The sequence below is a fragment of the Roseococcus pinisoli genome, assembly GCF_018413645.1.
Taxonomy (GTDB): domain Bacteria; phylum Pseudomonadota; class Alphaproteobacteria; order Acetobacterales; family Acetobacteraceae; genus Roseococcus; species Roseococcus pinisoli.
In genome coordinates, this window is the sequence record NZ_JAHCDA010000001.1 from 1,344,442 (window position 1) to 1,365,672 (window position 21,231).

25 protein-coding genes are annotated in these 21,231 nt (G+C 69.5%); 17 read left to right on the top strand and 8 right to left on the bottom strand.

The features are described from left to right. The first annotated feature begins 140 nt into the window (after positions 1–140). From KHU32_RS06590 to KHU32_RS06620, 7 genes are all read left to right on the top strand, one after another. Positions 141–1,334 carry an amidase gene (locus KHU32_RS06590; protein ID WP_213669209.1) on the top strand — a complete coding sequence of 398 codons (1,194 nt, stop codon included), beginning with the start codon at positions 141–143 and terminating at the stop codon, positions 1,332–1,334. Further along, a complete protein-coding gene (locus KHU32_RS06595) occupies positions 1,331–1,846 on the top strand; it encodes a GNAT family N-acetyltransferase (RefSeq protein WP_213669210.1) in 516 nt (171 codons plus the stop codon). The genes KHU32_RS06590 and KHU32_RS06595 overlap by 4 nt, the downstream gene beginning before the upstream one ends. Before the next feature lie 130 nt (positions 1,847–1,976). Then, positions 1,977–2,930, top strand: coding sequence for an ACP S-malonyltransferase (fabD, locus tag KHU32_RS06600; RefSeq protein ID WP_213669211.1), 954 nt, complete (start codon positions 1,977–1,979; stop codon positions 2,928–2,930). Continuing rightward, on the top strand, positions 2,927–3,355 hold the full coding sequence (locus KHU32_RS06605) for a GNAT family N-acetyltransferase (protein ID WP_213669212.1): 429 nt from the start codon (positions 2,927–2,929) through the stop codon (positions 3,353–3,355). The genes fabD and KHU32_RS06605 overlap by 4 nt, the downstream gene beginning before the upstream one ends. A 13-nt stretch (positions 3,356–3,368) precedes the next feature. Further along, positions 3,369–4,106 carry a 3-oxoacyl-[acyl-carrier-protein] reductase gene (gene fabG, locus KHU32_RS06610; protein ID WP_213669213.1) on the top strand — a complete coding sequence of 246 codons (738 nt, stop codon included), beginning with the start codon at positions 3,369–3,371 and terminating at the stop codon, positions 4,104–4,106. Positions 4,107–4,154: 48 nt separating this feature from the next. After that, on the top strand, positions 4,155–5,714 hold the full coding sequence (locus KHU32_RS06615; protein ID WP_213669214.1) for an ABC transporter substrate-binding protein: 1,560 nt from the start codon (positions 4,155–4,157) through the stop codon (positions 5,712–5,714). Positions 5,715–5,732: 18 nt separating this feature from the next. Next, on the top strand, positions 5,733–7,016 hold the full coding sequence (locus tag KHU32_RS06620; RefSeq protein ID WP_213669215.1) for an ArgE/DapE family deacylase: 1,284 nt from the start codon (positions 5,733–5,735) through the stop codon (positions 7,014–7,016). A gap of 165 nt (positions 7,017–7,181) precedes the next feature. Here KHU32_RS06620 and ahcY read toward each other — a convergent pair whose 3' ends face one another. Then, entirely contained in the window at positions 7,182–8,579 is a 1,398-nt protein-coding gene (gene ahcY, locus KHU32_RS06625) for an adenosylhomocysteinase (protein WP_213669216.1), read from the bottom strand. A gap of 201 nt (positions 8,580–8,780) precedes the next feature. Next, the gene (locus tag KHU32_RS06630; RefSeq protein WP_213669217.1) at positions 8,781–9,110 is read right to left on the bottom strand and encodes an Hpt domain-containing protein; all 330 of its coding nucleotides are present in this window, start codon (positions 9,108–9,110) and stop codon (positions 8,781–8,783) included. 303 nt (positions 9,111–9,413) lie between these two features. Between KHU32_RS06630 and metZ the strand changes: the two genes are divergently transcribed. The 5 genes from metZ to KHU32_RS06655 all read left to right on the top strand — a co-directional run bounded on the left by metZ (position 9,414) and on the right by KHU32_RS06655 (position 12,715). Beyond that, positions 9,414–10,622, top strand: a complete 1,209-nt coding sequence (gene metZ / locus KHU32_RS06635; protein WP_213669218.1) for an O-succinylhomoserine sulfhydrylase — start codon at positions 9,414–9,416, stop codon at positions 10,620–10,622. 5 nt (positions 10,623–10,627) lie between these two features. Further along, the gene (locus tag KHU32_RS06640) at positions 10,628–11,239 is read left to right on the top strand and encodes a LysE family translocator (protein ID WP_213669219.1); all 612 of its coding nucleotides are present in this window, start codon (positions 10,628–10,630) and stop codon (positions 11,237–11,239) included. Next, on the top strand, positions 11,236–11,637 hold the full coding sequence (gene apaG, locus KHU32_RS06645) for a Co2+/Mg2+ efflux protein ApaG (protein WP_213669220.1): 402 nt from the start codon (positions 11,236–11,238) through the stop codon (positions 11,635–11,637). The genes KHU32_RS06640 and apaG overlap by 4 nt, the downstream gene beginning before the upstream one ends. A 62-nt stretch (positions 11,638–11,699) precedes the next feature. Beyond that, entirely contained in the window at positions 11,700–12,338 is a 639-nt protein-coding gene (gene folE / locus KHU32_RS06650) for a GTP cyclohydrolase I FolE (RefSeq protein ID WP_213669221.1), read from the top strand. A gap of 8 nt (positions 12,339–12,346) precedes the next feature. After that, entirely contained in the window at positions 12,347–12,715 is a 369-nt protein-coding gene (locus KHU32_RS06655; protein WP_213669222.1) for a hypothetical protein, read from the top strand. 22 nt (positions 12,716–12,737) lie between these two features. Here the strand turns inward: KHU32_RS06655 and KHU32_RS06660 are convergent, their stop codons facing one another. From KHU32_RS06660 to KHU32_RS06670, 3 genes are all read right to left on the bottom strand, one after another. Further along, positions 12,738–14,099 (bottom strand): sensor histidine kinase, encoded by a 1,362-nt coding sequence (locus KHU32_RS06660; RefSeq protein ID WP_213669223.1) that lies wholly within the window; start codon positions 14,097–14,099, stop codon positions 12,738–12,740. Next, positions 14,096–14,755, bottom strand: coding sequence for a response regulator transcription factor (locus KHU32_RS06665; RefSeq protein ID WP_213669224.1), 660 nt, complete (start codon positions 14,753–14,755; stop codon positions 14,096–14,098). Before KHU32_RS06665 ends, KHU32_RS06660 begins: the two co-directional genes overlap by 4 nt. Positions 14,756–14,818: 63 nt before the next feature. Next, positions 14,819–15,175 carry a PepSY domain-containing protein gene (locus KHU32_RS06670; protein WP_213669225.1) on the bottom strand — a complete coding sequence of 119 codons (357 nt, stop codon included), beginning with the start codon at positions 15,173–15,175 and terminating at the stop codon, positions 14,819–14,821. Positions 15,176–15,478: 303 nt separating this feature from the next. Here KHU32_RS06670 and KHU32_RS06675 point away from each other — a divergent pair, with 303 nt between their 5' ends. Next, the gene (locus KHU32_RS06675) at positions 15,479–15,727 is read left to right on the top strand and encodes a hypothetical protein (protein WP_213669226.1); all 249 of its coding nucleotides are present in this window, start codon (positions 15,479–15,481) and stop codon (positions 15,725–15,727) included. Positions 15,728–15,797: 70 nt separating this feature from the next. On the opposite strand, the gene KHU32_RS06680 is transcribed toward KHU32_RS06675, so the two are convergent. Continuing rightward, positions 15,798–16,388 carry a malonic semialdehyde reductase gene (locus tag KHU32_RS06680; RefSeq protein WP_213669227.1) on the bottom strand — a complete coding sequence of 197 codons (591 nt, stop codon included), beginning with the start codon at positions 16,386–16,388 and terminating at the stop codon, positions 15,798–15,800. Positions 16,389–16,500: 112 nt separating this feature from the next. Further along, a complete protein-coding gene (locus KHU32_RS06685) occupies positions 16,501–17,061 on the bottom strand; it encodes a NifU family protein (protein ID WP_213669228.1) in 561 nt (186 codons plus the stop codon). Positions 17,062–17,168: 107 nt separating this feature from the next. Between KHU32_RS06685 and KHU32_RS06690 the strand changes: the two genes are divergently transcribed. After that, complete coding sequence (locus tag KHU32_RS06690) at positions 17,169–17,675, top strand: hypothetical protein (RefSeq protein ID WP_213669229.1); 507 nt, start codon at positions 17,169–17,171, stop codon at positions 17,673–17,675. On the opposite strand, the gene KHU32_RS06695 is transcribed toward KHU32_RS06690, so the two are convergent. After that, positions 17,657–18,340 carry a YggS family pyridoxal phosphate-dependent enzyme gene (locus tag KHU32_RS06695; RefSeq protein WP_213669230.1) on the bottom strand — a complete coding sequence of 228 codons (684 nt, stop codon included), beginning with the start codon at positions 18,338–18,340 and terminating at the stop codon, positions 17,657–17,659. The two genes, KHU32_RS06690 and KHU32_RS06695, sit on opposite strands and share 19 nt — an antisense overlap. A 37-nt stretch (positions 18,341–18,377) precedes the next feature. Between KHU32_RS06695 and KHU32_RS06700 the strand changes: the two genes are divergently transcribed. The 3 genes from KHU32_RS06700 to KHU32_RS06710 all read left to right on the top strand — a co-directional run bounded on the left by KHU32_RS06700 (position 18,378) and on the right by KHU32_RS06710 (position 21,221). Then, positions 18,378–18,956 carry a thiamine phosphate synthase gene (locus tag KHU32_RS06700; RefSeq protein ID WP_347265511.1) on the top strand — a complete coding sequence of 193 codons (579 nt, stop codon included), beginning with the start codon at positions 18,378–18,380 and terminating at the stop codon, positions 18,954–18,956. 186 nt (positions 18,957–19,142) lie between these two features. Next, positions 19,143–20,576, top strand: a complete 1,434-nt coding sequence (locus KHU32_RS06705; protein WP_213669232.1) for a porin — start codon at positions 19,143–19,145, stop codon at positions 20,574–20,576. An 87-nt stretch (positions 20,577–20,663) separates the two neighbouring features. Then, entirely contained in the window at positions 20,664–21,221 is a 558-nt protein-coding gene (locus tag KHU32_RS06710; protein WP_213669233.1) for a DUF3576 domain-containing protein, read from the top strand. Positions 21,222–21,231 lie beyond the last annotated feature (10 nt).

The following is a 21,231-nucleotide window of genomic DNA, read 5'->3' on the forward strand; positions in this document are numbered from 1 at the left end:
CGAGGCGCCTCCTTCGGGAGGCGCCTTTTTTACATGCAGGGCCGGCGGGCGCTTCCGCCGGGGCGGGCGCCGAAGTCGCTTGCGCGGGCGGGCCAGGGCCCTAGCATGTCCGGCGGGGACCAGTCCGAGAGCAATGCCCGATGTCCAGGGTCGATGATGTGAAGGCCTTCATGCCCGGCGAGAGGGCGACCCTCGCGCCGCTCGGCCATGGCGTGCTCGACGGGCTGAGCTTCGCCGTGAAGGACCTCTTCGACGTCGCCGGCACCCCCACCACCTATGGCAATCCCGACTGGGCGCGCACGCACCCGACCGCCGCCGCGACGGCGCCGGTGGTGCTGGACCTCCTCGAGGCGGGCGCCGCCCTGGCCGGCAAGACCAAGACCGTCGAGCTCGCCTATGGGCTGACCGGCGAGAACACTTGGTACGAGACCCCCCTCAACCCCAGGGCGCCGGATCGCTTCCCCGGTGGCTCCTCCTGCGGCTCGGCGGCGGCGGTGGCGGGGGGCCTCGTCGACTTCGCGCTGGGCTCCGACACGGGCGGCAGCGTGCGGATTCCCGCCAGCTATTGCGGTCTCTACGGCCTGCGGCCGAGCTGGGGCGCGATCAGCCTCGCCGGCGCCTGCGGCCTGGCGCCGAGCTTCGACACCTGCGGCTGGTTCGCCCGTTCCGCGGCGGTGATGGAGCGCGTCGGCGCCGCGCTGCTGCCGGCGGAGGAAGGGGGCCGGGGGCTGAGCGGCATCCTGCTGAAGGCCGAGGAGCCCTGGATCAATGCCGAGCCCGCGACGGCCCGGGCGCTGGGGGCCGCCATGTCGGCCCTGGAGAAGATCGGCGGCGCCCCGCTTCGGGTCGATGTCGCGCCGGAGGGCCTGCCGGCGCTCTACGAGCATTTCCGCTGCATCCAGGCGCAGGAGGCCTGGGCCACGCTGGGCAGCTGGGTTGTCGCCACGAAGCCCCGCTTCGGGCCCGGCGTAGCCGAGCGCTTTTCCGCTGCGCGGGAGATGGACCCGGCCAAGGCCGCGGCCGGCCGCGCCTTTCGCCGCGCCTTCAGGGCGCGCCTCCATGCCGTGCTGGCGGGCGGGGCGGTGATGGTCTACCCGACCAGCCCCTGCGCCGCGCCGCTTCTGACGGCAAGCCCCGGGAACCAGAATACCGTGCGTGAGGCGACCATGGGCGTGACCGCCATCGCGGGCCTGGCCGGACTTTGCGAGGTCACCCTTCCCGTCGGCCAGGTGGAGGGCGCGCCGGTCGGCCTTTCGCTGGTGGCCGCGCCGGGCCGCGACCATTCTTTGCTGCGCCTGGCCGGCGCCATTGCCGAGGAGCTTGGACTGGAGTGAATATTCGAGAGGCCGAGGCCCGGGACTTGCCGGCCATCACCGCCATCTACGCCCATCATGTCCTGCACGGGACGGGCACCTTCGAGGAGGATCCGCCCGACGAGGCCGAGGTCGGCGCCCGCGTCCGCAAGGTGCAGGAGGCCGGCTGCGCCTGGATCGTGGCGGAGAACGAGGGCGAGATCGTCGGCTACGGCTATTTCGCCCGGCTCCGCGACCGCAGCGCCTATCGCTTCACCGCCGAGGACAGCATCTATGTCCGCGACGACGTGCGCGGCATGGGCGTCGGCAAGGCGCTGGTCCAGACGCTTCTGGAGCGCGCCGCGGAGCGGGGATTCCGCCAGATGGTCGCGGTGATCGGCGACAGCGAGAATGTCGGCTCCATCGGGCTGCACGCCTCGCTGGGCTTTCGGAACGTTGGCGTGATGAAGGCCGTCGGCATGAAATTCGGCCAGTGGCTGGATGTCGTGACCATGCAGCGCAGCCTGGCCGAAGGCGACCGGACCCTCCCCTAAATCACGGGTTTCAAAGGGATTGTGGCAGGCGCGGGGCCGGTGCTCCGCGGCAGGCGCCCCAGTTCTGCGGTTGACACTTCGGCCGGCGAAGGCGAAGGGCTGGACCCGAGAAATCCTTCATGGAACCGACATGTCGCTTGCATTTGTGTTCCCCGGCCAGGGCAGCCAGGCGCCGGGAATGGGGCGTGACCTCGCCGACGCCTTCCCGATCGTCCGCGAAACCTTCCAGGAGGTCGACGACGCCCTCAGCCAGAAGCTCTCGAAGCTCATGTTCGAGGGCCCGGCCGAGGAGCTGACGCTGACGGCCAATGCCCAGCCGGCGCTGATGGCGGTTTCCGTGGCCGTGTGCCGCGCGCTGGCGAAGGAGGGCAACTTCGACCTCTCCCGGCAGGTGTCGCTCGTGGCCGGTCATTCGCTCGGCGAATACAGCGCGCTGACGGCGGCCGGCACCTTCGACCTGCCGACGGCGGCTCGGCTGCTGCGGCTGCGCGGCGAATCCATGCAGAAGGCGGTGCCGCCGGGGCAGGGCGCCATGGCGGCGCTGCTCGGCGCCGAGGCCGACCTGGCGGCGGCGATCTGCGCCGAGGCCGAGGCGGGCGATGCCGGTAAGGACGTCATCCAGGTCGCGAACGACAATGGCGGCGGCCAGGTGGTGATCTCCGGCGCCAAGGCCGCCGTGGAGCGTGCCGTCGAGCTGGCCAAGGCCAAGGGCGTGAAGCGCGCCATGCTGCTGCCGGTCTCCGCGCCCTTCCATTGCGCGATGATGGCGCCGGCGGCCGATGTCATGGCCGAGGCGCTGGAGAAGGCGGCGATGGCCCATCCGGCCGTGCCGGTGGTGGCGAACGTCACCGCGGCGCCGGTCAGCGACCCCGCCCAGATCCGGCAGCTGCTGGTGCAGCAGGTGACGGGCACGGTGCGATGGCGCGAATGCATCGCGGCCATGGTCGCGGCGGGCAGCACCCGCTTCGTCGAGGTCGGCTCGGGCAAGGTGCTCACCGGGCTGATGAAGCGCAATGCGCCGGAGGCGACGGCTCTTGCCCTCAACACCCCGGCCGACGTCGAAGCCTTCCTGAAGAGCCTGTGAAGACCAGCGTCCTCATCACGGAGGCGCCGGCCCAGGAGGATGTGGACGTCATCCTCCAGGGCCTGATCGGCTTCAACGAGCAGGCGATCGGCATGCCGGGCGCCGCCAGGAAGCACTTCGCCGCCCTGGTGCGGGACGAGGCGCGCAACACGCTCGGCGGCGCCATCGGCAGCTCCTATTACGGCTGGCTGGTGATCGACCTTCTCTGGCTGCCGGAGACGCTCCGGGGCACCGGTCTTGGCACGCAGGTCATGCGCCTGTCCGAGGCCGAGGCACGGGCGCGCGGCTGCGCCGGCATCCGGCTCGACACCTATTCCTTCCAGGCCCGCGGCTTCTACGAGAAGCTCGGCTTTTCACTGTTCGGCACCTTGCCGGACCACCCGCCCGGGCATACGCGCTACTGGCTCGCCAAGCGCCTAGACTGAGGATCAAGACATCATGTTCAAGCTCGACGGCAAGATCGCCCTGGTCACCGGCGCCTCCTCCGGCATCGGCATCGGCATCGCGGAGGCGCTGCATGCGCAGGGCGCCACGGTCGTGCTCACCGGCCGGCGCGAGGCGGAGCTGAAGGCCGTCGCCGAGAAGCTCGGCGAGCGGGCGGCGGTGATCCCGGCGGACCTGAACGACCCGGCCGCGCCGGCCGCGCTGGTCGAGAAGATCGAGGCCGACCACGGTAGGCTCGACATCCTGGTGAACAATGCCGGCTTCACGCGGGACATGCTGGCCCTGCGCATGGCCGACGAGGACTGGAACGCGGTGCTGGAGGTCGACCTGAACGCGCCCTTCCGCCTCGCCCGCGCCGCGCTGCGCGGCATGATGAAGCGCCGCACGGGGCGCATCGTCTCCATCGCCTCCATCGTCGGCGTCACCGGCAATGCGGGCCAGGCGAACTACGCCGCGGCCAAGGCCGGCCTGATCGGCATGAGCAAGGCGCTGGCCCAGGAGGTCGCGCCGCGCGGCGTGACGATCAACGTCGTGGCGCCGGGCTTCATCGCCACGCCGATGACGGACAAGCTCAACGAACAGCAGAAGACGGGGCTGATGTCGCGCATCCCGCTGGGCCGCATGGGCTCGGCGCAGGATGTGGCCTCGGCCGTGGCCTACCTTGCCTCCGACGAGGCGGCCTGGGTCACGGGCGCGACCATCCATGTGAACGGCGGCATGCTGATGGCCTGAGGGCCGGAGCCGCCCGTCACATCTTTTTTTCTAGGAGGGAGTTACTGAATGCGCAGCCTGTTGCTGGCGACCATCTGTCTTGTTCTGCCCATTGCGGCGCAGGCACAGAACAATCTGACCATCGCGGCGCAGTCGGCGCCAACGGCGATGGACCCGCACTTCCATCGCTCGAACAGCAACAACGCGATCCTGCGCCAGGTATTCGACCCCATGATGGACTTCGACAATGCGGGCGCCATCGTGCCCCGCCTTGCCGAATCCTGGCGCCCGATCGATGATCTGACCTGGGAATTCCGCCTGCGCGAGGGCGTGCGCTTCCATGACGGCACGCCGCTGCATGCCGAGGACATCGCCTTCTCCTTCGCGCGCCTGCCGCGCGTGCCGAACAGCCCGGGCTCCTTCGTCTCGACCGTCCGCACCGTGACCGGCGTGACCATCGTCGACGACCGCATGCTGCGCGTGACGACGAGCGAGCCCACGCCCTTTCTGGACGCCGAGCTGACGGCGATCATGATCCTGTCGCGCCGGCTGCACGCCGATTCCACCACGGCCGACTTCAATTCCGGCCGCGCGATGATCGGCACCGGCCCCTATCGCCACGTCTCCTACGAGCAGGGCACCCGGCTCGAGGTCGAGCGCAACCCGACCTTTTGGGGCGGCGCCGTTCCCTGGGACCGCGTGCAGATCCGCTTCGTGACCAGCCCGGCCTCCCGCGTGGCCGCCCTGCTGACGGGCGACGTGGACCTCATCGACGGCGTGCCGACGCAGGACATCGCCCGCCTGCGCTCCGATCCGCGCATCGAGATCTTCGGCACCGAGAGCAACGGCACCGCCTATCTCTTCCCGGACGCGGTCCGCGAGCAGGCGCCGTCCATCACCGATCGCCAGGGCCGACCGCTGGACCGCAACCCGCTGCGTGACGTGCGCGTCCGCCACGCGCTGTCGCTGTCCATCAACCGCCAGGGCATCGTCGACCGCCTGCTGGCGGGGCAGGGCCGCCCGGCCGAGCAGTTCGCCCCGCCGATCGCGGTGGGCCGCATCCCCGACCGCCCGGCGCCGGCCTTCGACATCGTGCGGGCGCGCGCGCTGCTGGCCGAGGCCGGCTATCCGCAGGGCTTCCGCATGACCATCCAGGGGCCGAACGGCTGGTTCCCGGGTGACGGCGAGGTGCTGCAGGCCATCGCGCAGGGCTTCACGCGCATCGGCGTCGAGACCCGCGTCGAAGTGCTGCCGACTGCGACCTTCTTCACCCGCGCGACCAATCGCGACTTCGCGATGTTCATGACCACCTATGCCTCCAACCTGGCGGCGATCACGCTCCAGCAGGTGGTGGCGACCCGCAATCCGGAGACGCGGATGGGGGCGTTCAACCGGCAGCACTACACGAACCCGGATCTCGACCGGACGCTGCTCGCGGCGATGCAGATCATGGACAAGCCCCGGCGCGACGCCGAGACGGCCGCGGCGATGCGCATCGCCATGGACGACTTCGCGGTGATCCCGATCTTCTACCCCCGCGTGACCTGGGCAGGCCTGCGCGCGCGCGTGCGCTACGACGCCTCGCCCTCCTGGTACACCAACGCCAACAACGCGCTGCCCGCGAACTGATCGAAGGAAACGCATCCCATGACTGACAAAGCCTTGCTCGACCGCCTGACCACCGCCGTCGACGCGGTCTTCGACAAGCAGGTTGCCTTCCTGCAGGACCTCGTGCGCTTCCCCTCGCTGCGCGGCCAGGAAGCTCCGCTGCAGGACTGGATGGCGCGCGAGTTCGCCCGCCGCGGCTATGCGGTGGACCGCTACACCCTCGGCGACGTGGGCCTGCCGGCGCATGAGAAGGCGGCGCCGATGGTCGAGGTCGATCCCGCCGGTTCCGTGCAGGTGGTGGCCGCCCATCGCCCGCAGAACCCGACGGGCCGCAGCCTGATCATCCAGGGCCATATCGACGTCGTGCCCGAGGGCCCGGCCGACATGTGGACCTACCCGCCCTATTCGGCGACGATCCGCGACGGCTGGCTCTACGGCCGCGGCGCCAACGACATGAAGGCTGGCGTGTCCTGCATGGTCTTCGCGATGGACGCGCTGCGCGAGGCCGGTCTCCAGCCGGCGGCCGACGTCTACCTGCAGACCGTGACCGAGGAAGAGAGCACCGGCAACGGCGCGCTCTCGACCCTGCTGCGCGGCTATCGCGCCGAGGCGGCGCTGATCCCGGAGCCGACGGGTCACACGATCACCCGGACCCACACGGGCACGATCTGGTTCCGCCTGCGCGTGCGGGGCGTGCCCGTGCACGTCGCCGTCGCGCAGTCCGGCACCAATGCGATCATGTCGGCCTATGCGCTGATCAACGCGCTGGCGGAGCACACCAAGCAGCTCAACGAGGCCGCCAAGACGGACGAGTGGTACTCGGTCGTTCCGAACCCGATCAAGTTCAACCCGGGCATCATCCGCGGCGGCGACTGGGCGAGCAGCACGCCGGCCTGGTGCGAGGTGGATTGCCGCATCGGCCTGCTGCCCTCGATGGACGTGAAGACGGCCATGGAAGGCGTGGAGCGCGCGGTGAAGGCGGCGGCGACGGGCGACAACTTCCTGGCGAACAACCCGCCCGAGATCGTCTGGCACGGCTTCCAGGCCGACGGCTATGTGCTGGAGCCGGGCAGCGAGGCGGAGGCGGTGCTCTCCGCCGCGCATGTCGAGGTCCACGGTTCGGCCATGGACGAGCGCCGCACGACCGCGGTGAACGACACGCGCTACTACGGCCGCTACTACGACATTCCCGCGCTCTGCTACGGCCCGAAGGGCGAGGGTAACCACGGCTTCGACGAGCGCACCTCGATCGAGGACCTGCGCCGCTGCACGCTGACCATGGCGAAGTTCATTGCCGACTGGTGCGGCGTCACCGAGCGCTGAGGCTCACCCGGCCGGGCTTCGGCCCGGCCGGGACATCCGCCGCAAGGCCACGAAAAAGGCGCGCCTCCCGTCCGGGAGGCGCGCCTTTCTTTTGGGCGATCGCGATGTGGGGCAGACCCCGGCCATGCGCGAGCGCATGGCCGGGTGCCCATCAAAGCGAAGAGCTCAGTAGCGGTAGGCCTCGGCCTTGAACGGGCCGGAAGTCGTCACGCCGATGTAGGAGGCCTGGTCCTCGCGCAGCTTAGTGAGCTTGGCGCCGACCTTCTCGAGGTGCAGGAAGGCCACCTTCTCGTCGAGGTGCTTGGGCAGCACGTAGACCTTCTTGTCGTAGGCCGTCGGGTTCACCCACAGCTCGATCTGCGCCAGCGTCTGGTTGGTGAAGGACGCGGACATCACGAAGCTCGGATGGCCCATGGCATTGCCCAGGTTCACCAGCCGGCCCTCGGAGAGCAGGATGATGCGGTTGCCGTTGGGGAACTCGATCTCGTCCACCTGCGGCTTGATGTTGGTCCACTTGAAGTTGCGCAGGCCGGCGACCTGGATCTCGCTGTCGAAGTGGCCGATGTTGCACACGATCGCGCGGTTCTTCATCGCGCGCATGTGGTCCACGGTGATCACGTCGATGTTGCCGGTCGCCGTCACGAAGATGTCGGCGTTTCCGGCCGCATCGTCCATGGTCACGACCTCATAGCCTTCCATCGCGGCCTGGAGCGCGCAGATCGGATCGACCTCCGTCACCATCACGCGGCAGCCGGCATTGCGCAGCGAGGCAGCGGAGCCCTTGCCCACGTCGCCATAGCCGCAGACCAGCGCGACCTTGCCGGCCATCATCACGTCGGTGCCGCGGCGGATGGCGTCCACCAGCGACTCGCGGCAGCCGTAGAGGTTGTCGAACTTCGACTTGGTGACGCTGTCGTTCACGTTGATGGCCGGGAAGAGCAGCTTCCCGTCCTTCGCCATCGAATACAGGCGGTGCACGCCCGTCGTCGTCTCCTCGGAGACGCCCTTGATGGCGGCGGCCAGCTTCGCGAACCAGCCGGGCTTCTCGCCGAGCAGCTTCTTGATCAGCGCGAAGAAGACGGTCTCTTCCTCGTTGCTCGCCTTGTCGAGGAAGGCGGTGTCGCCCTTCTCGGCGCGCAGGCCGTAATGGACCAGCAGCGTCATGTCGCCGCCGTCGTCGAGCAGCAGGTTCGGCTCGCCGCCGTCATGCCATTCGAGGGTCTTCTGGACGTAGTCCCAGTACTCGACCAGCGTCTCGCCCTTCTTGGCGAAGACGGGGATGCCGGCGGCGGCGATGGCGGCCGCAGCGTGGTCCTGGGTCGAGAAGATGTTGCAGGAGGACCAGCGGACGTCGGCGCCGAGCGCCTTCAGCGTCTCGATGAGCACTGCGGTCTGGATGGTCATGTGCAGGCAACCGGCGATGCGGGCGCCCTTCAGGGGCTGCTTCGCGCCGTATTCGGCGCGGGTCGCCATGAGGCCGGGCATCTCGTCCTCGGCCATCTCGATCTCCTTGCGCCCCCAGGTGGCGAGGGAGAGATCGGTGACGATGTAGTCATGGGCCATGCGCGCGTGTCCTTGTGCGGTCTGGAGCGGGGGTGCCCGTAGCATGCCCAAACGAGCCTGCCTAGAGACATAAAGATAAGTTTATATGCCTCTACGAGGGTGAGTCCGACGCAGGTTGGGGGAGCGGCCAGGCGCGAAAAGGCGCTGCGCCCCGGAGCCGGGACGGCGCATCCCTTCAGGAATGGGGCGGTGGTGGTCGGCTTACTTGAGGAGGGCGCGAAGGGCTTCCAGCGCGCCGCCGGCTTCCGCGACCAGGCGGGGAAGGACCGAGGCGGCCGGTTCCGGCTGCCGGTGGTCCATGGCGATGCGCGCCTCGCGCTCCAGCCCCACCGCGCCGACGGCGGCGGCGGCACCGGCCAGGCTATGGGCCGCGCGCTCGTAGCCGGACTGGTCGCCCGCGTGGTGGGCCACCTGGAGGTCGGCCACCAGGCGTGAGAGATCGGCATCGAACGTGGCGATGATGCTCCGGAACACGTCCGGCGGCAGGTCTTCGGCCAGTTGGCCGGCGACAGAGGGATCGAGGGCGCTCATCGAGCTGCATGACTTGCATTCCGTTGCCTGCGGCGTCAACAGCGGTAATCCTCAAGAGCGTCTTTGTTACCTGGAGCGTCACGGGGCGAAGGTTGACGCCGGGCATGGGACGGGATTACGCATTGTTCTCCTCGCGATTTGTCCGGCCAGCTTGCGGCGAGGTCCCAGACGGGCCGCTTCCCCGATCGGTGTCGACCGGGGGCGCGGAAAACAAACGCGCTAAACGGCCCGGAACCGGACCCGCGGGTCTGGTATCCCACCCGTGTCAGGGTGCCGGACGCCTGTGTTCGAAGGGTGTCATCGATGTCGAAGAAGTTCCGTCCGGCCACGCAGCTTGTTCGAGGGGGCGTCAACCGCTCGAACCACGGCGAGACCTCCGAGGCTCTCTACCTGACTTCCGGCTTCGTCTACGACAGCGCCGAGCAGGCCGAGGCAACATTCAAGAACGAAATCGAGCACTACCAGTATTCCCGCTTCGCCAATCCGACCACGACCATCCTGGAGGAGAAGCTGGCGCTGCTGGAGGGCGCGGAACTCTGTCGGCTCATGGCCACCGGCATGGCCGCGGTCCATGCCGCCCTCCTCTCCACGCTGAAGACCGGTGACCGCCTGGTCGCCTCCCGCGCGCTCTTTGGCTCGTGCCACTGGATCATCAGCACGCTGCTGCCGCGCTACGGCATCGTCGGCGAATTCGTGGACGGCGCGGACCTCGGCCAGTGGAAGGCGGCGCTGAGCAAGCCCGCCGCGATGGTGCTGCTGGAAACCCCCTCCAACCCGATGCTTGAGCTGGTGGACCTGCCGGCCGTGGCGAAGCTGGCGCATGCCGCCGGCGCGCTGGTCGTGGTCGACAACGTCTTCGCGACGCCGCTGCTCCAGCGCCCGCTGGAGCTGGGCGCCGACATCGTCGTCTATTCCACCACCAAGCACATGGACGGCCAGGGCCGCACGCTAGGCGGCGCCGTGCTGGGCTCGAAGAAGTGGGTGGAGGAGACGCTGATGCCCTTCATCCGCAACACCGGCCCCGCCATGTCGCCCTTCAACGCCTGGGTGGTCCTGAAGGGGCTGGAGACGCTGAAGCTGCGCGTCGATCAGATGTGCCGCAACGCGGCCGCCATCGCCGACTTCCTCTCCGAGCGCGCCGAGATCGCCCGGGTGCTCTACCCCTACCGGCCCGACCACCCGCAGCATGCGCTGGCGGTGAAGCAGATGTCGGCCGGCGGCACGCTGGTCACCTTCGACGTGAAGGGCGGCAAGGAAGAGGCCTTCCGCTTCATGAACGCGCTGAACCTCGTCGACATCTCCAACAACCTCGGCGATTCCAAGTCGCTGGCGACGCATCCGGCGACGACGACACATATGCGCCTGGCCGAGGAGGAGCGCGCGCGCCTGGGCATCACCGCCGGCACGGTGCGCCTCTCGGTCGGCCTCGAGGACGTGGCCGACCTGATCGAGGACCTGGCGGAGGCGCTGGACGCGATCAGCGGCGCGCCTGCCGTGCGCGCGGCGGAGTAGCCGGCATGGCCCTGGAAACCTGGCTGGCCTTTCTCCTCGCCTCGACGATCCTGCTCGCCATTCCGGGGCCGACCATCCTGCTCGTCATCGGCCAGTCGCTCGGCGCCGGGAGCGGCCGCGCGCTGCCGCTGGTGGCGGGCGTGGCGCTGGGCGACCTGACGGCGATGACGATGTCCCTGGCCGGCCTGGGCGCGCTGCTGGCGACGTCCAGCCTCGCCTTCATGGTGCTGAAATGGTGCGGCGCCGCCTATCTGATCTGGCTGGGCGTGAAGCTCTGGCGCGCGCCGGTCTCGGGTGCGACGGCCGCGCCCGTCTCCGCGGGCCGCGCCTTCCGAGAAGCCTATGTGGTGACGGCGCTGAACCCGAAGAGCATCGCCTTCTTCGTGGCCTTCGTGCCGCAGTTCCTCGACGGCGGCCGTCCCTTCCTGCCGCAGGCCGTGATGCTCGTGGCCAGCTTCGTCGGGCTCTCGGCCTGCAACTCGGTGCTCTACGCCGTGCTCGCGGGGCGGATGTCCGGGCTGGTGAAGCGGCCGGGCGTGCGGCGCGGCTTCAACCGGGTGGGCGGCTCCATGCTCGTCGGCGCCGGCCTCGCCACCGCGGCGATGCGCCGCGCGTGAAACCCTATGTCGCCATCACGCGGGGCGTTCGCGTCACCGTCCGGACCTTCTACCTGGAGGACCAGTCGGAGCCCGAGGAGAACCGCTATGTCTGGGCCTACAAGGTCGAGATCGTGAACGAAAGCGAGGCGACGGTGCAATTGCTGAAGCGGACCTGGCTCATCACCGACGGGCAGGGCCGCACGCTGCGCGTCCATGGCGACGGGGTGGTGGGCGAGCAGCCCCTTCTGGAGCCCGGCGAAAGCTTCGACTACACTTCCGGGACGCCGTTGCCGACGCCCTCCGGCTTCATGCGCGGCACCTACCACATGGCCGTGCCCGACACGGGCGAAGAGTTCGACGCCGAGGTCCCCGCCTTTTCCCTCGACAGCCCGCATCAGTCCGGCGGCCTCCACTAAATCTTGCGGCACGCCCGGGCCGGCCCATCTGCCCTGCTTAGAGACATGAAAGTCCGAACGCCATGAATCACCAGGCGCCGCCCGATCGGAAGGCGGATGAACCCAAGACGCTGACCAAGCCGACCCGGGAGGAAGCCGAAGCCGCCGTCCGCACGCTGCTGCTCTGGGCTGGCGACGATCCGGACCGCGAGGGCCTGCTCGACACGCCCGCCCGCGTCGTCCGCTCCTACGAGGAATTCTTCGCCGGCTACGACACCGATCCCGTCGAGCTGCTCGCCCGCTCCTTCGAGGAGACGGACGGCTATGACGAGATGGTCGTGCTGCGCGACATCCGGCTCGAGAGCTATTGCGAGCACCACATGGTCCCCATCGTCGGCAAGGCGCATGTCGCCTATCTGCCGGACGGCAAGGTGGTGGGCATCTCCAAGATCGCCCGCGTGATCGACGCCTATGCGAAACGCCTCCAGATCCAGGAGAAGCTGACGGCGCAGATCGCCAATACCATCGAGAGCGTGCTGCACCCCAAGGGCGTGGCCGTCGTGATCGAGGCCGGGCACCAATGCATGACCACCCGCGGCGTCCACAAGACCGGCGTCTCGATGGTCACCTCGCGCATGCTGGGCGCGTTCCGCCACAATGATGCGACGCGCCGCGAGTTCCTCTCCATGATCACCAGCCCGCGCGGTAGCGGCGAGGGCTGATTTTCCGGATGGCGCAGGGCTCGTGGCGGCGTTCGGCGGTGCTGTCGTCGCTGGCGGGTGCGGCGCTGTCCGTCCTGGGCACGGGCCTTGCCCTCGGCATTCCGGGCGCCTTCGTCCTGATCTTCGCGGCCCCGCTCATTTCCGTGATCTACGGCGTGGGCGAGGCCAACCTGTTTCCGAGCGACAGCGCCTGGCCCTTCATGCTGTTCCTGACCCTGCTGATGGGGCCGCTGGTCCCCGCGCTCTGGCTGGGGACGCGCCGGATGGGGCTTTCGGGCTGGCGGCGCGCATTCTGGATGACGGGCGGCATGATGCTCGGCAGCACGTTGCTGGCGGTCGGGCTCTACGCGATCAGCGTGGGACCGTCGCTGCGCTGACCGGGACGGCCCCCGCTTCCCGCTAGTCGGGCCCCTGATAGCCTTCCGTCGCCAGCCGGCCCGGCAGCTCCAGCCGGGCCGCAAGGCCGCCGAGCCGCCCGCTGCGATCGAGCGACAGCGTCCCGTCGTAGAGCGAGGCGAGGTCGCCCACGATCGCGAGGCCCAGCCCCGAACCCGACTTGGCTTCGTCGAGCCGCACCCCGCGCAGCAGGGCGGCGCCGTCCTCGCCATCGGCAAGGCCCGGCCCGTCGTCCTCGACCAGGATCACGACGTGCTGGGGATCCCGCATGGAGACCCGCACCGCGACCCGGCCGTTGCCGTATTTGGAAGCGTTCTCCATCAGGTTGCCGAGCATCTCGGTGAGATCCTGGCTGTCCGCGCGCACCCGGGCTTCGGATTCGCCGCTGACGCGGATCTCGACGCCGCGCGCGGCGGTGAGGCGGCGCAGTGCCGTTCCCAGCGCCTCGGCAATGGCCAGCGGCGCGCTTTCCGCCCCGGCCGAGCCGGCCAGCGCGCCGGCCCGGGCACGGCGCAGATGGTGCTGCACCAGGCGCTCCAGCGTGGTGGACTGGCTGCGCGCCACGGCCACGTCGCCGGTCTCCAGCGCGTTGCGCAGCACGGCGATCGGCGTCTTCAGCGCATGGGCGAGGTTGCCCACATGGTTGCGCGCGCGCTCGACCGTCGCGCGGTTCTGCTCGATCAGCGCCTCGATCTCCCTCACCAGCGGGGCGATCTCGCGCGGCGCGGCCACGTCGATATGCAGGCGGCGGCCCTGGCGGACCTCGGCCAATTCCTGCTGCGTGCGGCGCAGCGGCCGCAGCCCCCAGACCACCAGCAGCGCCACGACGACGACGAGGCCGGTTCCCAGTAGCGCGAAGGCCAGGATCACGTTGCCGCGCAGCTCGGCGATCTCGTCATCGGTGCTCTGGCGCGCGAAGGCCACCTGCACCGCGATGGGCACGCGGCCGAAGCGGCTGTCGATCTGCACGTCGCGTTCCAGGACGCGCAGCTCCTCGCCTCGCGGGCCCTGCATGTTGCGCGCCCGCACGCCCTCCGCCGCCGTGGGCAGGGGCGGGCCCAGCCGCGAATCCCAGAGCGAGCGCGAGGTCGCCTGCACGCCGCCGGGGCCGGTGAGCTGCCAGTAATGGCCGGAGAGCGGCCGCTCGAATTCGGGATCGGCGAGGGGCCGCGTCAGGATCGGGCCGGAGGAGGGCTCGAAGCTGGTGGAGGCCACCACGGCATCCAGGAGGCTGGCCAGCCGGGCATCCGCGGTGGACTGGATCTGCTGCTCGTCCGTCCGCACGACGAACCAGGCGATCATTCCGAGGCCGAGGGAAACCCAGAGCGTGGTGAGGATCACCAGCCGTCGGGTGACCGAGTTCATCCGGGCAGCAGCCGGTAGCCCTGGCCCCGCACGGTCTCGATCAGCCCGTCGCCGAGCTTGCGCCGCAGCCGCGCCACGATGACCTCGAGCGTGTTCGAATCGCGGTCGAAATCCTGCGCGTAGAGATGCTCGGTCAGCTCGGTCTTGGAGACCGGGCGGCCGGCATGCAGGGCAAGGTAGGAGAAGAGGCCGTATTCCAGCGCCGTCAGCCGGATGGCCTGGCCCGCGCGCGAGACGGAGCGCGTCGCGGTGTCGAGCCGCACCTCGCCGAAGACGAGCTCGGGCTTGGCGACGCCGTTGGCGCGGCGGATCAGCGCGTTGAGGCGGGCGACCAGCTCGCCCATGGCGAAGGGCTTGGCGAGGTAGTCGTCGGCGCCGGCATTCAGCCCCTCGACCTTCTCGCTCCAGGAATCGCGGGCGGTGAGGATGAGCACCGGCATGGCGCGCTCGGCCGCGCGCCAGCGGCGCAGCACGGTGAGGCCATCGACCCGGGGGAGGCCGAGGTCGAGCACCACGGCGTCATAGGGTTCGGTCTCGCCCAGATACAGGGCTTCCTCGCCATCCATGGCGCCGTCGACGGCGAAGCCCGCCTCGGTCAGGCCGGTACGGAGCTGCTGATGGAGCTCGGGGGTATCCTCGACGATAAGCAGACGCATGGGGGGATCATGCACGCAATGCCCCCGCTTGGTCCATCGGCCGCGTGCGGGGCAGGGCGCCTATCAGCGGGAGCTGGACGACCTGGAGGAGGGGGCGCTGCCCGAGGTGCGTTCCTGCACCGGCCCGCGCGAGCGGAGCAGGCCGCCCGTCGTCGCATCCAGCTCGACCGTGAAGATCCGGCCGTTGGGCGGCAGGATCTTGATCTCGTACTGCCACTGGCCGTCCTCGAGCTCGAGCTCGGCCTCGATCACGCGGCCGTGATAGCGGCGCTCGACCTCGGAGAGGAGCTCGGAGAGGGGGCGGATCTGACCGGCCTCGAGTGCCGCGCGGGCCCGCTCATGGTCGCGCCGGTCCTGCGCCACGGCCGGGGCGGTGAGCAGGAGAAGAACAGCCAGCGAAGAGAGGAGGCGACGGCTCATGCAGGCTTTGATTGGTCCCGGGGGGCTGAACAAGGGCTGAATCCGGCGCCCGGACCGCCTTCTCGGAGCGAGCGCCTCCAGAGGGATAGCGGCTCAGGAGGCGACGTCAACTTTCGATGGGGCAGAAGCATGGATTTCCGGTGGCGCCAATTCTGCCTAGGGGGCTGAACCAATGCTGAATCATAGGCTCAGGCCTTGTTCAGGAAGCACCCCTTAAAACAGGCATCAGGATGAAGCTTCGGATGCGGTTCGAGGCTCGGGTCACCGGGTCGGCGCACCGTCCGAGACAAGGAGCATGGGGACATGTTGTTCAATCTTCAGCAGATCGCACCGTCCCTGCTCAGCCTGTTCATGGTGGGGCTGGCCTTCGTGCCGCTCTTTTTCGTCTGGCAGGACCGTAGCCGCCGGCTGAGCGACAGCCGCCGGGTCTCGAAGCTCCAGCACGAGGCGCGTGTGGCCGAGCGGCTGCGCATGCGCAGCCTGGAGACCAAGGCGCCGGGCCTGGCCGGCATCGGGGCGGTGTCGCCCCGGCAGAAGAACGTGATCGGCTGAGGGGCAAGTGGCTCCTTCGGGAGCCCCCAAACAAAAACGCCGGCTGCGGGAGCAGCCGGCGTTTTGCGTTTCAGACGATCTTCGCGACCTCGTCGAACTCGAAGCGCGGGTTCCGCGGGAAGATGCCCGCCGGGTCGCCATGCCCGAGGTTGATCAGGAAGTTCGTCTTGAAGCCGCTATCGGCGAAGAACAGGTCGTCGACCTTGGAATTGTCGAAGCCGCTCATCGGGCCGGCATCCAGGCCCAGCGCGCGGGCGGCGAGGATCAGGTAGGCGCCCTGCAGCGTGCCGTTGCGGAAGGCCGTGGCATCGGCCAGCGACCAGTTGCCCGCGAACCAGCTCTTGGCGTCGGCCTGCGGGAAGAGCTTCGGCAGGTGGTCGTAGAACTTCGGGTCATGCCCGACGATGACGGTGACGGGCGCCGTCATCGTCTTCTCGGTGTTGCCGGCCGAAAGGGCCTGCTTCAGCTTGGCCTTCGCCTCGGGCGAGCGCACGAAGACGAAGCGCGCGGGCGAGGCATTGGCGCTGGTCGGGCCCCACTTCAGCAGGTCGTAGAGCTCGTGCAGCTCCTCGTCGGTGACGGGGGCGTCCGTCCACTTGTTCTGCGTCCGGGCATTGCGGAACAGCGTGTCGAGGGCGGCGGCGTCGAGCTTGTCGGACATCGGGAGGCTCCGGGGAGGTGTTGATTACCCGGACTATGGCGGCGCCGGAGCAACCCCGCCATACCGCGTCGCACCATGAGTATCATTCATGGTGCGAATGATGGTGGGGGGCTCAGCCCTCCACCTGCTCCACCGCCACGACCTCGGGGATGTAGTGGCGCAGCATGTTCTCCACGCCGTGCTTCAGCGTCGCGCGCGAGGAGGGGCAGCCGCTGCAGGCGCCCTGCATCTTCAGCTTCACCATGCCGTCGCGGAAGCCGCGGAAGACGATGTCGCCGCCGTCGCCGGCCACGGCCGGGCGGACGCGCTGATCCAGCAGTTCCTTGATCTGCTCGACGATCTCGGCGTCGGCCGGGTCGAAATCCTCGACCTCGTCGGCGCCGGCGCCTTCCATGACAGGCTGGCCGGAGAGGAAGTGCTCCATCACCGCGCCGAGGACCTGTGGACGCAGGGCCTGCCAGTCGGTCTCATCGGTCTTGGTGACGGTGATGAAATCGGCGCCCAGGAAGACGCGCGCCACGCCGTCGAGCGTGAGGAGGCGGTCGGCCATGGGGGCGTGGGAGGCATCGTCGCCCGCCACGAAGTCGGCCGTGCCGGCCTCGCCCATGACGTTCCGGCCAGGCAGGAACTTCAGGGTGGCGGGATTGGGAGTGCTCTCGGTTTCGATGAACATGATCACGGTACCCTTCAATCGGGGCTGATGTGGTCCGGTTTACCGGCCGGCGCAAGGTGGCACGGGGATTGCTGCCCGGCAGGGGCCATCCCTTGCAGGAGGACCGCGTGCTCGCCGACCCGATTCGCCTCGCCTTCCGGCCGCCTGGACGGCTGGAAACGCCGCCACCGCCCGATGGCGGACCGGCGCTGGGCCCCGAGGAGGCCATCCCCATCCCCGGCGAGATTACCTTCGACGAGGTGCTGCAGGGGCTGAACCCGCTGCATCATCTGCCGGGGGTGGGCATCGCCTACCGGGCGGTGACTGGCGAGGACATCCACCCGGCGATGCGCGTGCTGGGTGCCGCCGTGCTGGGCGGGCCGCTTGGCATGGCGCTGGCGGGCGTGGCCTCGGCCATCGAGATGACCATGCCGGGCGCACGGCTGCGGGCGGCGCTCAACGGCGAGCCCGATCCCCTTCCGCCCGCCCGCGCCACAGCCTCGACGGAGGTGGCCGAGGCCTATCGCCGCTGGGCCGAGCTCGCCTCGCCGGCCCGGACGGCGGCGGCGCTGGCCGAGGCGGTGCGCCCACCGGTGCTGAACGCCGGCGGTAGCGCTCAGCCGCCGACGGGCTGAGGCCGGGCGCCGAAGATCGCCGAGCCGACGCGGACCAGCGTCGCGCCTTCCTCGATGGCGGTCTCGAAGTCGCCGCTCATCCCCATGGAGATCCGGGAAAGCCCGTGGTCCCGCGCCATCGCCGCCAGGGCCGCGAAATGGGGGCGCGGATCCCCTTCCGCGGGCGGGATGCACATGAGGCCGATGACGGGCAGGTCCCATTCCTCGCGGCAGGCGCGGAGGAAGGCGTCGGCTTCCTGGCGCGGCACGCCGGACTTCTGCGGCTCGTCGCCGATATTGACCTGGACCATCAGCTCCGGCCGCCGATTCTCCTTCACCATGGCCTCGGCGATCGCCTGGGCCAGCTTGGGCCGGTCGAGGCTTTCGATGACGTCGGCCAGGCGGACCGCGTCGCGCGCCTTGTTGGTCTGCAGTCCGCCGATGATGTGCAGACGCATGGCCGGATGGCCCTCGCGGAGGCCGGGGAACTTTGTCGCGGCCTCCTGCACGCGATTCTCGCCGAAGACCGTCTGCCCGGCCGCCAGCGCGGCGGCGACCGCCTCCGCCGGATGGGTCTTGGAGACGGCCACGAGGGTGACCTCCGCCGGATCGCGGCCGGCCCTGCGGGCGGCGCTCTCGATTCGGGCGTGGATTCGGGCGAGGTTCCGGGAGATGTCGTCGAGCATGTTGCATAGAATACGGAGAGGGGCGCGCGGCGCCAGGGTGCCCGGCCTGTGGCTCCTGAGCGATCCCGTGCGGCTGCCGGACCCGTCGTCCCGGCTGTCCGGCCTGCCGCGGGGCTCGGCCGTGCTGCTGCGGGGTGCCGCGCCCGAGGTCGCGCGGCGGGTGGCGCGCCTCTGCCGGGAGAAGGGGCTCGTCCTGCTGGTCGGGGGCGACGGGCGGGCGGCGCTGCGGCTGGGGGCGGGGCTGCATGTCCCGGACCGCGCGGAATGCCGTCACCTGCTGCCTTTCCTGTTGAACAGAAAAGGAAAAATCCTCTCGGGCGCCGTACATGGGCGCGTCGGGGTGGCGCGGGTCAGGCGGCTCAGGGCGGAGGCGGCCCTCGTCTCCCCCGCCTTTCCGACGGCGAGCCATCCCGGCGCGCCCGCGCTCGGTCCCTTCCGGTGGGGCGCCCTGGCGCGAGCGGCCGCTCGGCCGGCGGTGGCGCTGGGGGGAATGACCGCTCTCAGCGCGCGGCGGCTGCCCCGGACACGGCTGGCCGGATGGGCCGCGATCGGGGCGTGGCAGGGGCATGTGTCGCTTCGGCCACAGTGTCTCAGAGAAGTCGCGCTCCGGCGATGATGTCGGTTGCCCGCCCGTAACACGCCAACGCATAGTCCGCCCCGGACCCAAGTGATCGTTGATCTTGGCGCGTAACGGTAAAGCCCGGAACGCCGAGAGACGGGGGTTACGGCCTCACCCAGGGATGGGGGGGGAGGGTCAGGGGAACAAAGCCGGTCTCGGCCGGCGCGTGAGGAGAGTTTGAACATGCGCAAGATTTTGCTGGGCACGACGGCAGTCGTCTCGGCGGTCGTGGGCGCTGCCGTCATGGCACCCCAGGCCTCCGCTCAGGAAGCGCCGACCGTTCGTATCGGTGGCTTCTTCCGGGCCTATTATGGTTACACGCAGCAGACCGGCCGTACCTCGGTGACCTCGACGGGTCTTCCGCAGAACGTCGGCGGCGGCACCGAGAACATCCCGGGCGTTGCTCCCAGCACGACCTCGACCAACAACATCGCCCGCCTCAGCAAGTCCGACATCTCGACCGACGCCGGCATCGACGTCATCGTGTCCGGCAAGCTGGCCAATGGCCTGACCTACGGTGCGACGATCTCTCTGAACAGCGGTGGCCTCGAAGGCCGTCAGATCGTTCAGGGCCGCGCCAGCGCCGGCAAGACCACGGTCGCCGTCGACGAGATGTACGCCTACATCGCGCATCCCCGCTTCGGTCAGGTCCGCTTCGGTGACGAAGACGGCGTCATGGGCGGCCTGATGAACTCGGGTTGGGTGCAGGGCTTCGGTACGGGCGGCGTGCACGGCTCGTGGGAGAGCTTCGTGACCCGTCAGGGCGGTGGCCGCACGATGACCGCTCCGGGCGGCATCGGTGACGCCTCCAAGATCATCTACATGTCCCCGCAGTTCTTCGGCTTCGACTTCGGTGCGAGCTTTGCCCCGAACGCGAACAGCGGCCGTGACACGGGCTGCCCGAACAACGCCAGCTCCGGCTACTGCGACAGCGCCTACGCCTTCTCCGGCGCGCGGAACTTCGGCATCTACGCCGCTGGTCCGGAAATGGCCGTGAAGCGTAACGAGATCCAGGCCGCCCTCCGCTGGCGTGGCAACCTGGCCGGCGTCGGCCTGGCCGCGACGGTTGGTTACATCGGCTCCGGCTCGGCTCGCGATATCTCGACCGGTGGCGCGCAGACCCGCGTGTTCAACGGCCTGAACATCTGGCAGGCCGGCGTGCAGGCCAGCGCCTACGGCTTCACCGTCGGTGCGGCCTACACCTACGGCGACTACAACTTCTTCTGGGGCAACACCCAGCGCGGTGATCGTCCGGGCGAGCAGCTGGTCGTCGGCGGCCAGTACACGGCCGGCCCCTTCACGGTTGGTACGAACTTCGTGACCGGCCTCTTCGAGGGTGGCAGCCGCACGAACTGGGTTGACAGCACGACCGGTCCGCTGACGCAGGCTTCCTGCCGTCCGGCGACGCCGGGTGTGTCCAACAACTGCGCCGGTATGCGCCGTTGGGGCGTGTCCGTGGGTGGCAACTATCGCCTCGCCCCCGGCATGGACCTGATCGCTGAGTGGGTTCACTACTCGGTGCGTGAGCAGGGCCGTGACCTCGACCCGAACCGCCCTGGCATCCAGAGCCGTTCGTTCAGCGACGTCTTCCTGGTCGGTACGCGTATCGCCTTCTAAGGCAGTCACCTTCTCGTGACGGATCGGGGCGGCAGGGCAACCTGTCGCCCCTTTTCTTTTGCAAGGCCGTCGCCTAGAAGCGCAGCCATGACACACGTATCCCGTCCGATTCTCGTGCTCGGCGTCGGCCTTCTCGCCCTTGCGGCCTGTTCGGGCGGCCGGCAGGTTCGGAACGACGAATACGGCACCGACAGCGCCCGCGAGCTCACCCTTCGCCAGACGGGGTCGAACTCCTCCACCTCCGGCATCGTCGTCTTCGGCGTCGATCGTTCGCGCGAGGCGCAGGGCGGCGGTGGCACCGGCGCCAATGCGGGCGGCGGCGGGATGACGGTGAACGCCTTCCTCTGGCGCGCCACCCTGGACACGCTTTCCTTCATGCCGCTGGCCAGCGCCGATCCCTTCGGCGGGGTCATCATCACCGACTGGTACTCGCCGCCGCAGGCCGAGGGCGAGCGCTTCAAGGCGACGGCCTATGTCATCGGCCGCCAGCTCCGCTCCGACGGCGTGCGCGTGCAGATCTTCCGGCAGGTGAACCGTGGCGGCGCCTGGACTGATGCCCCGGCCTCCTCGGCGACGAATTCCGAGATGGAGGACCGCGTCCTCGCTCGCGCCCGCGAGCTGCGGAGCCAGTCGGCCGGCCGCTAAGGCCGCCACT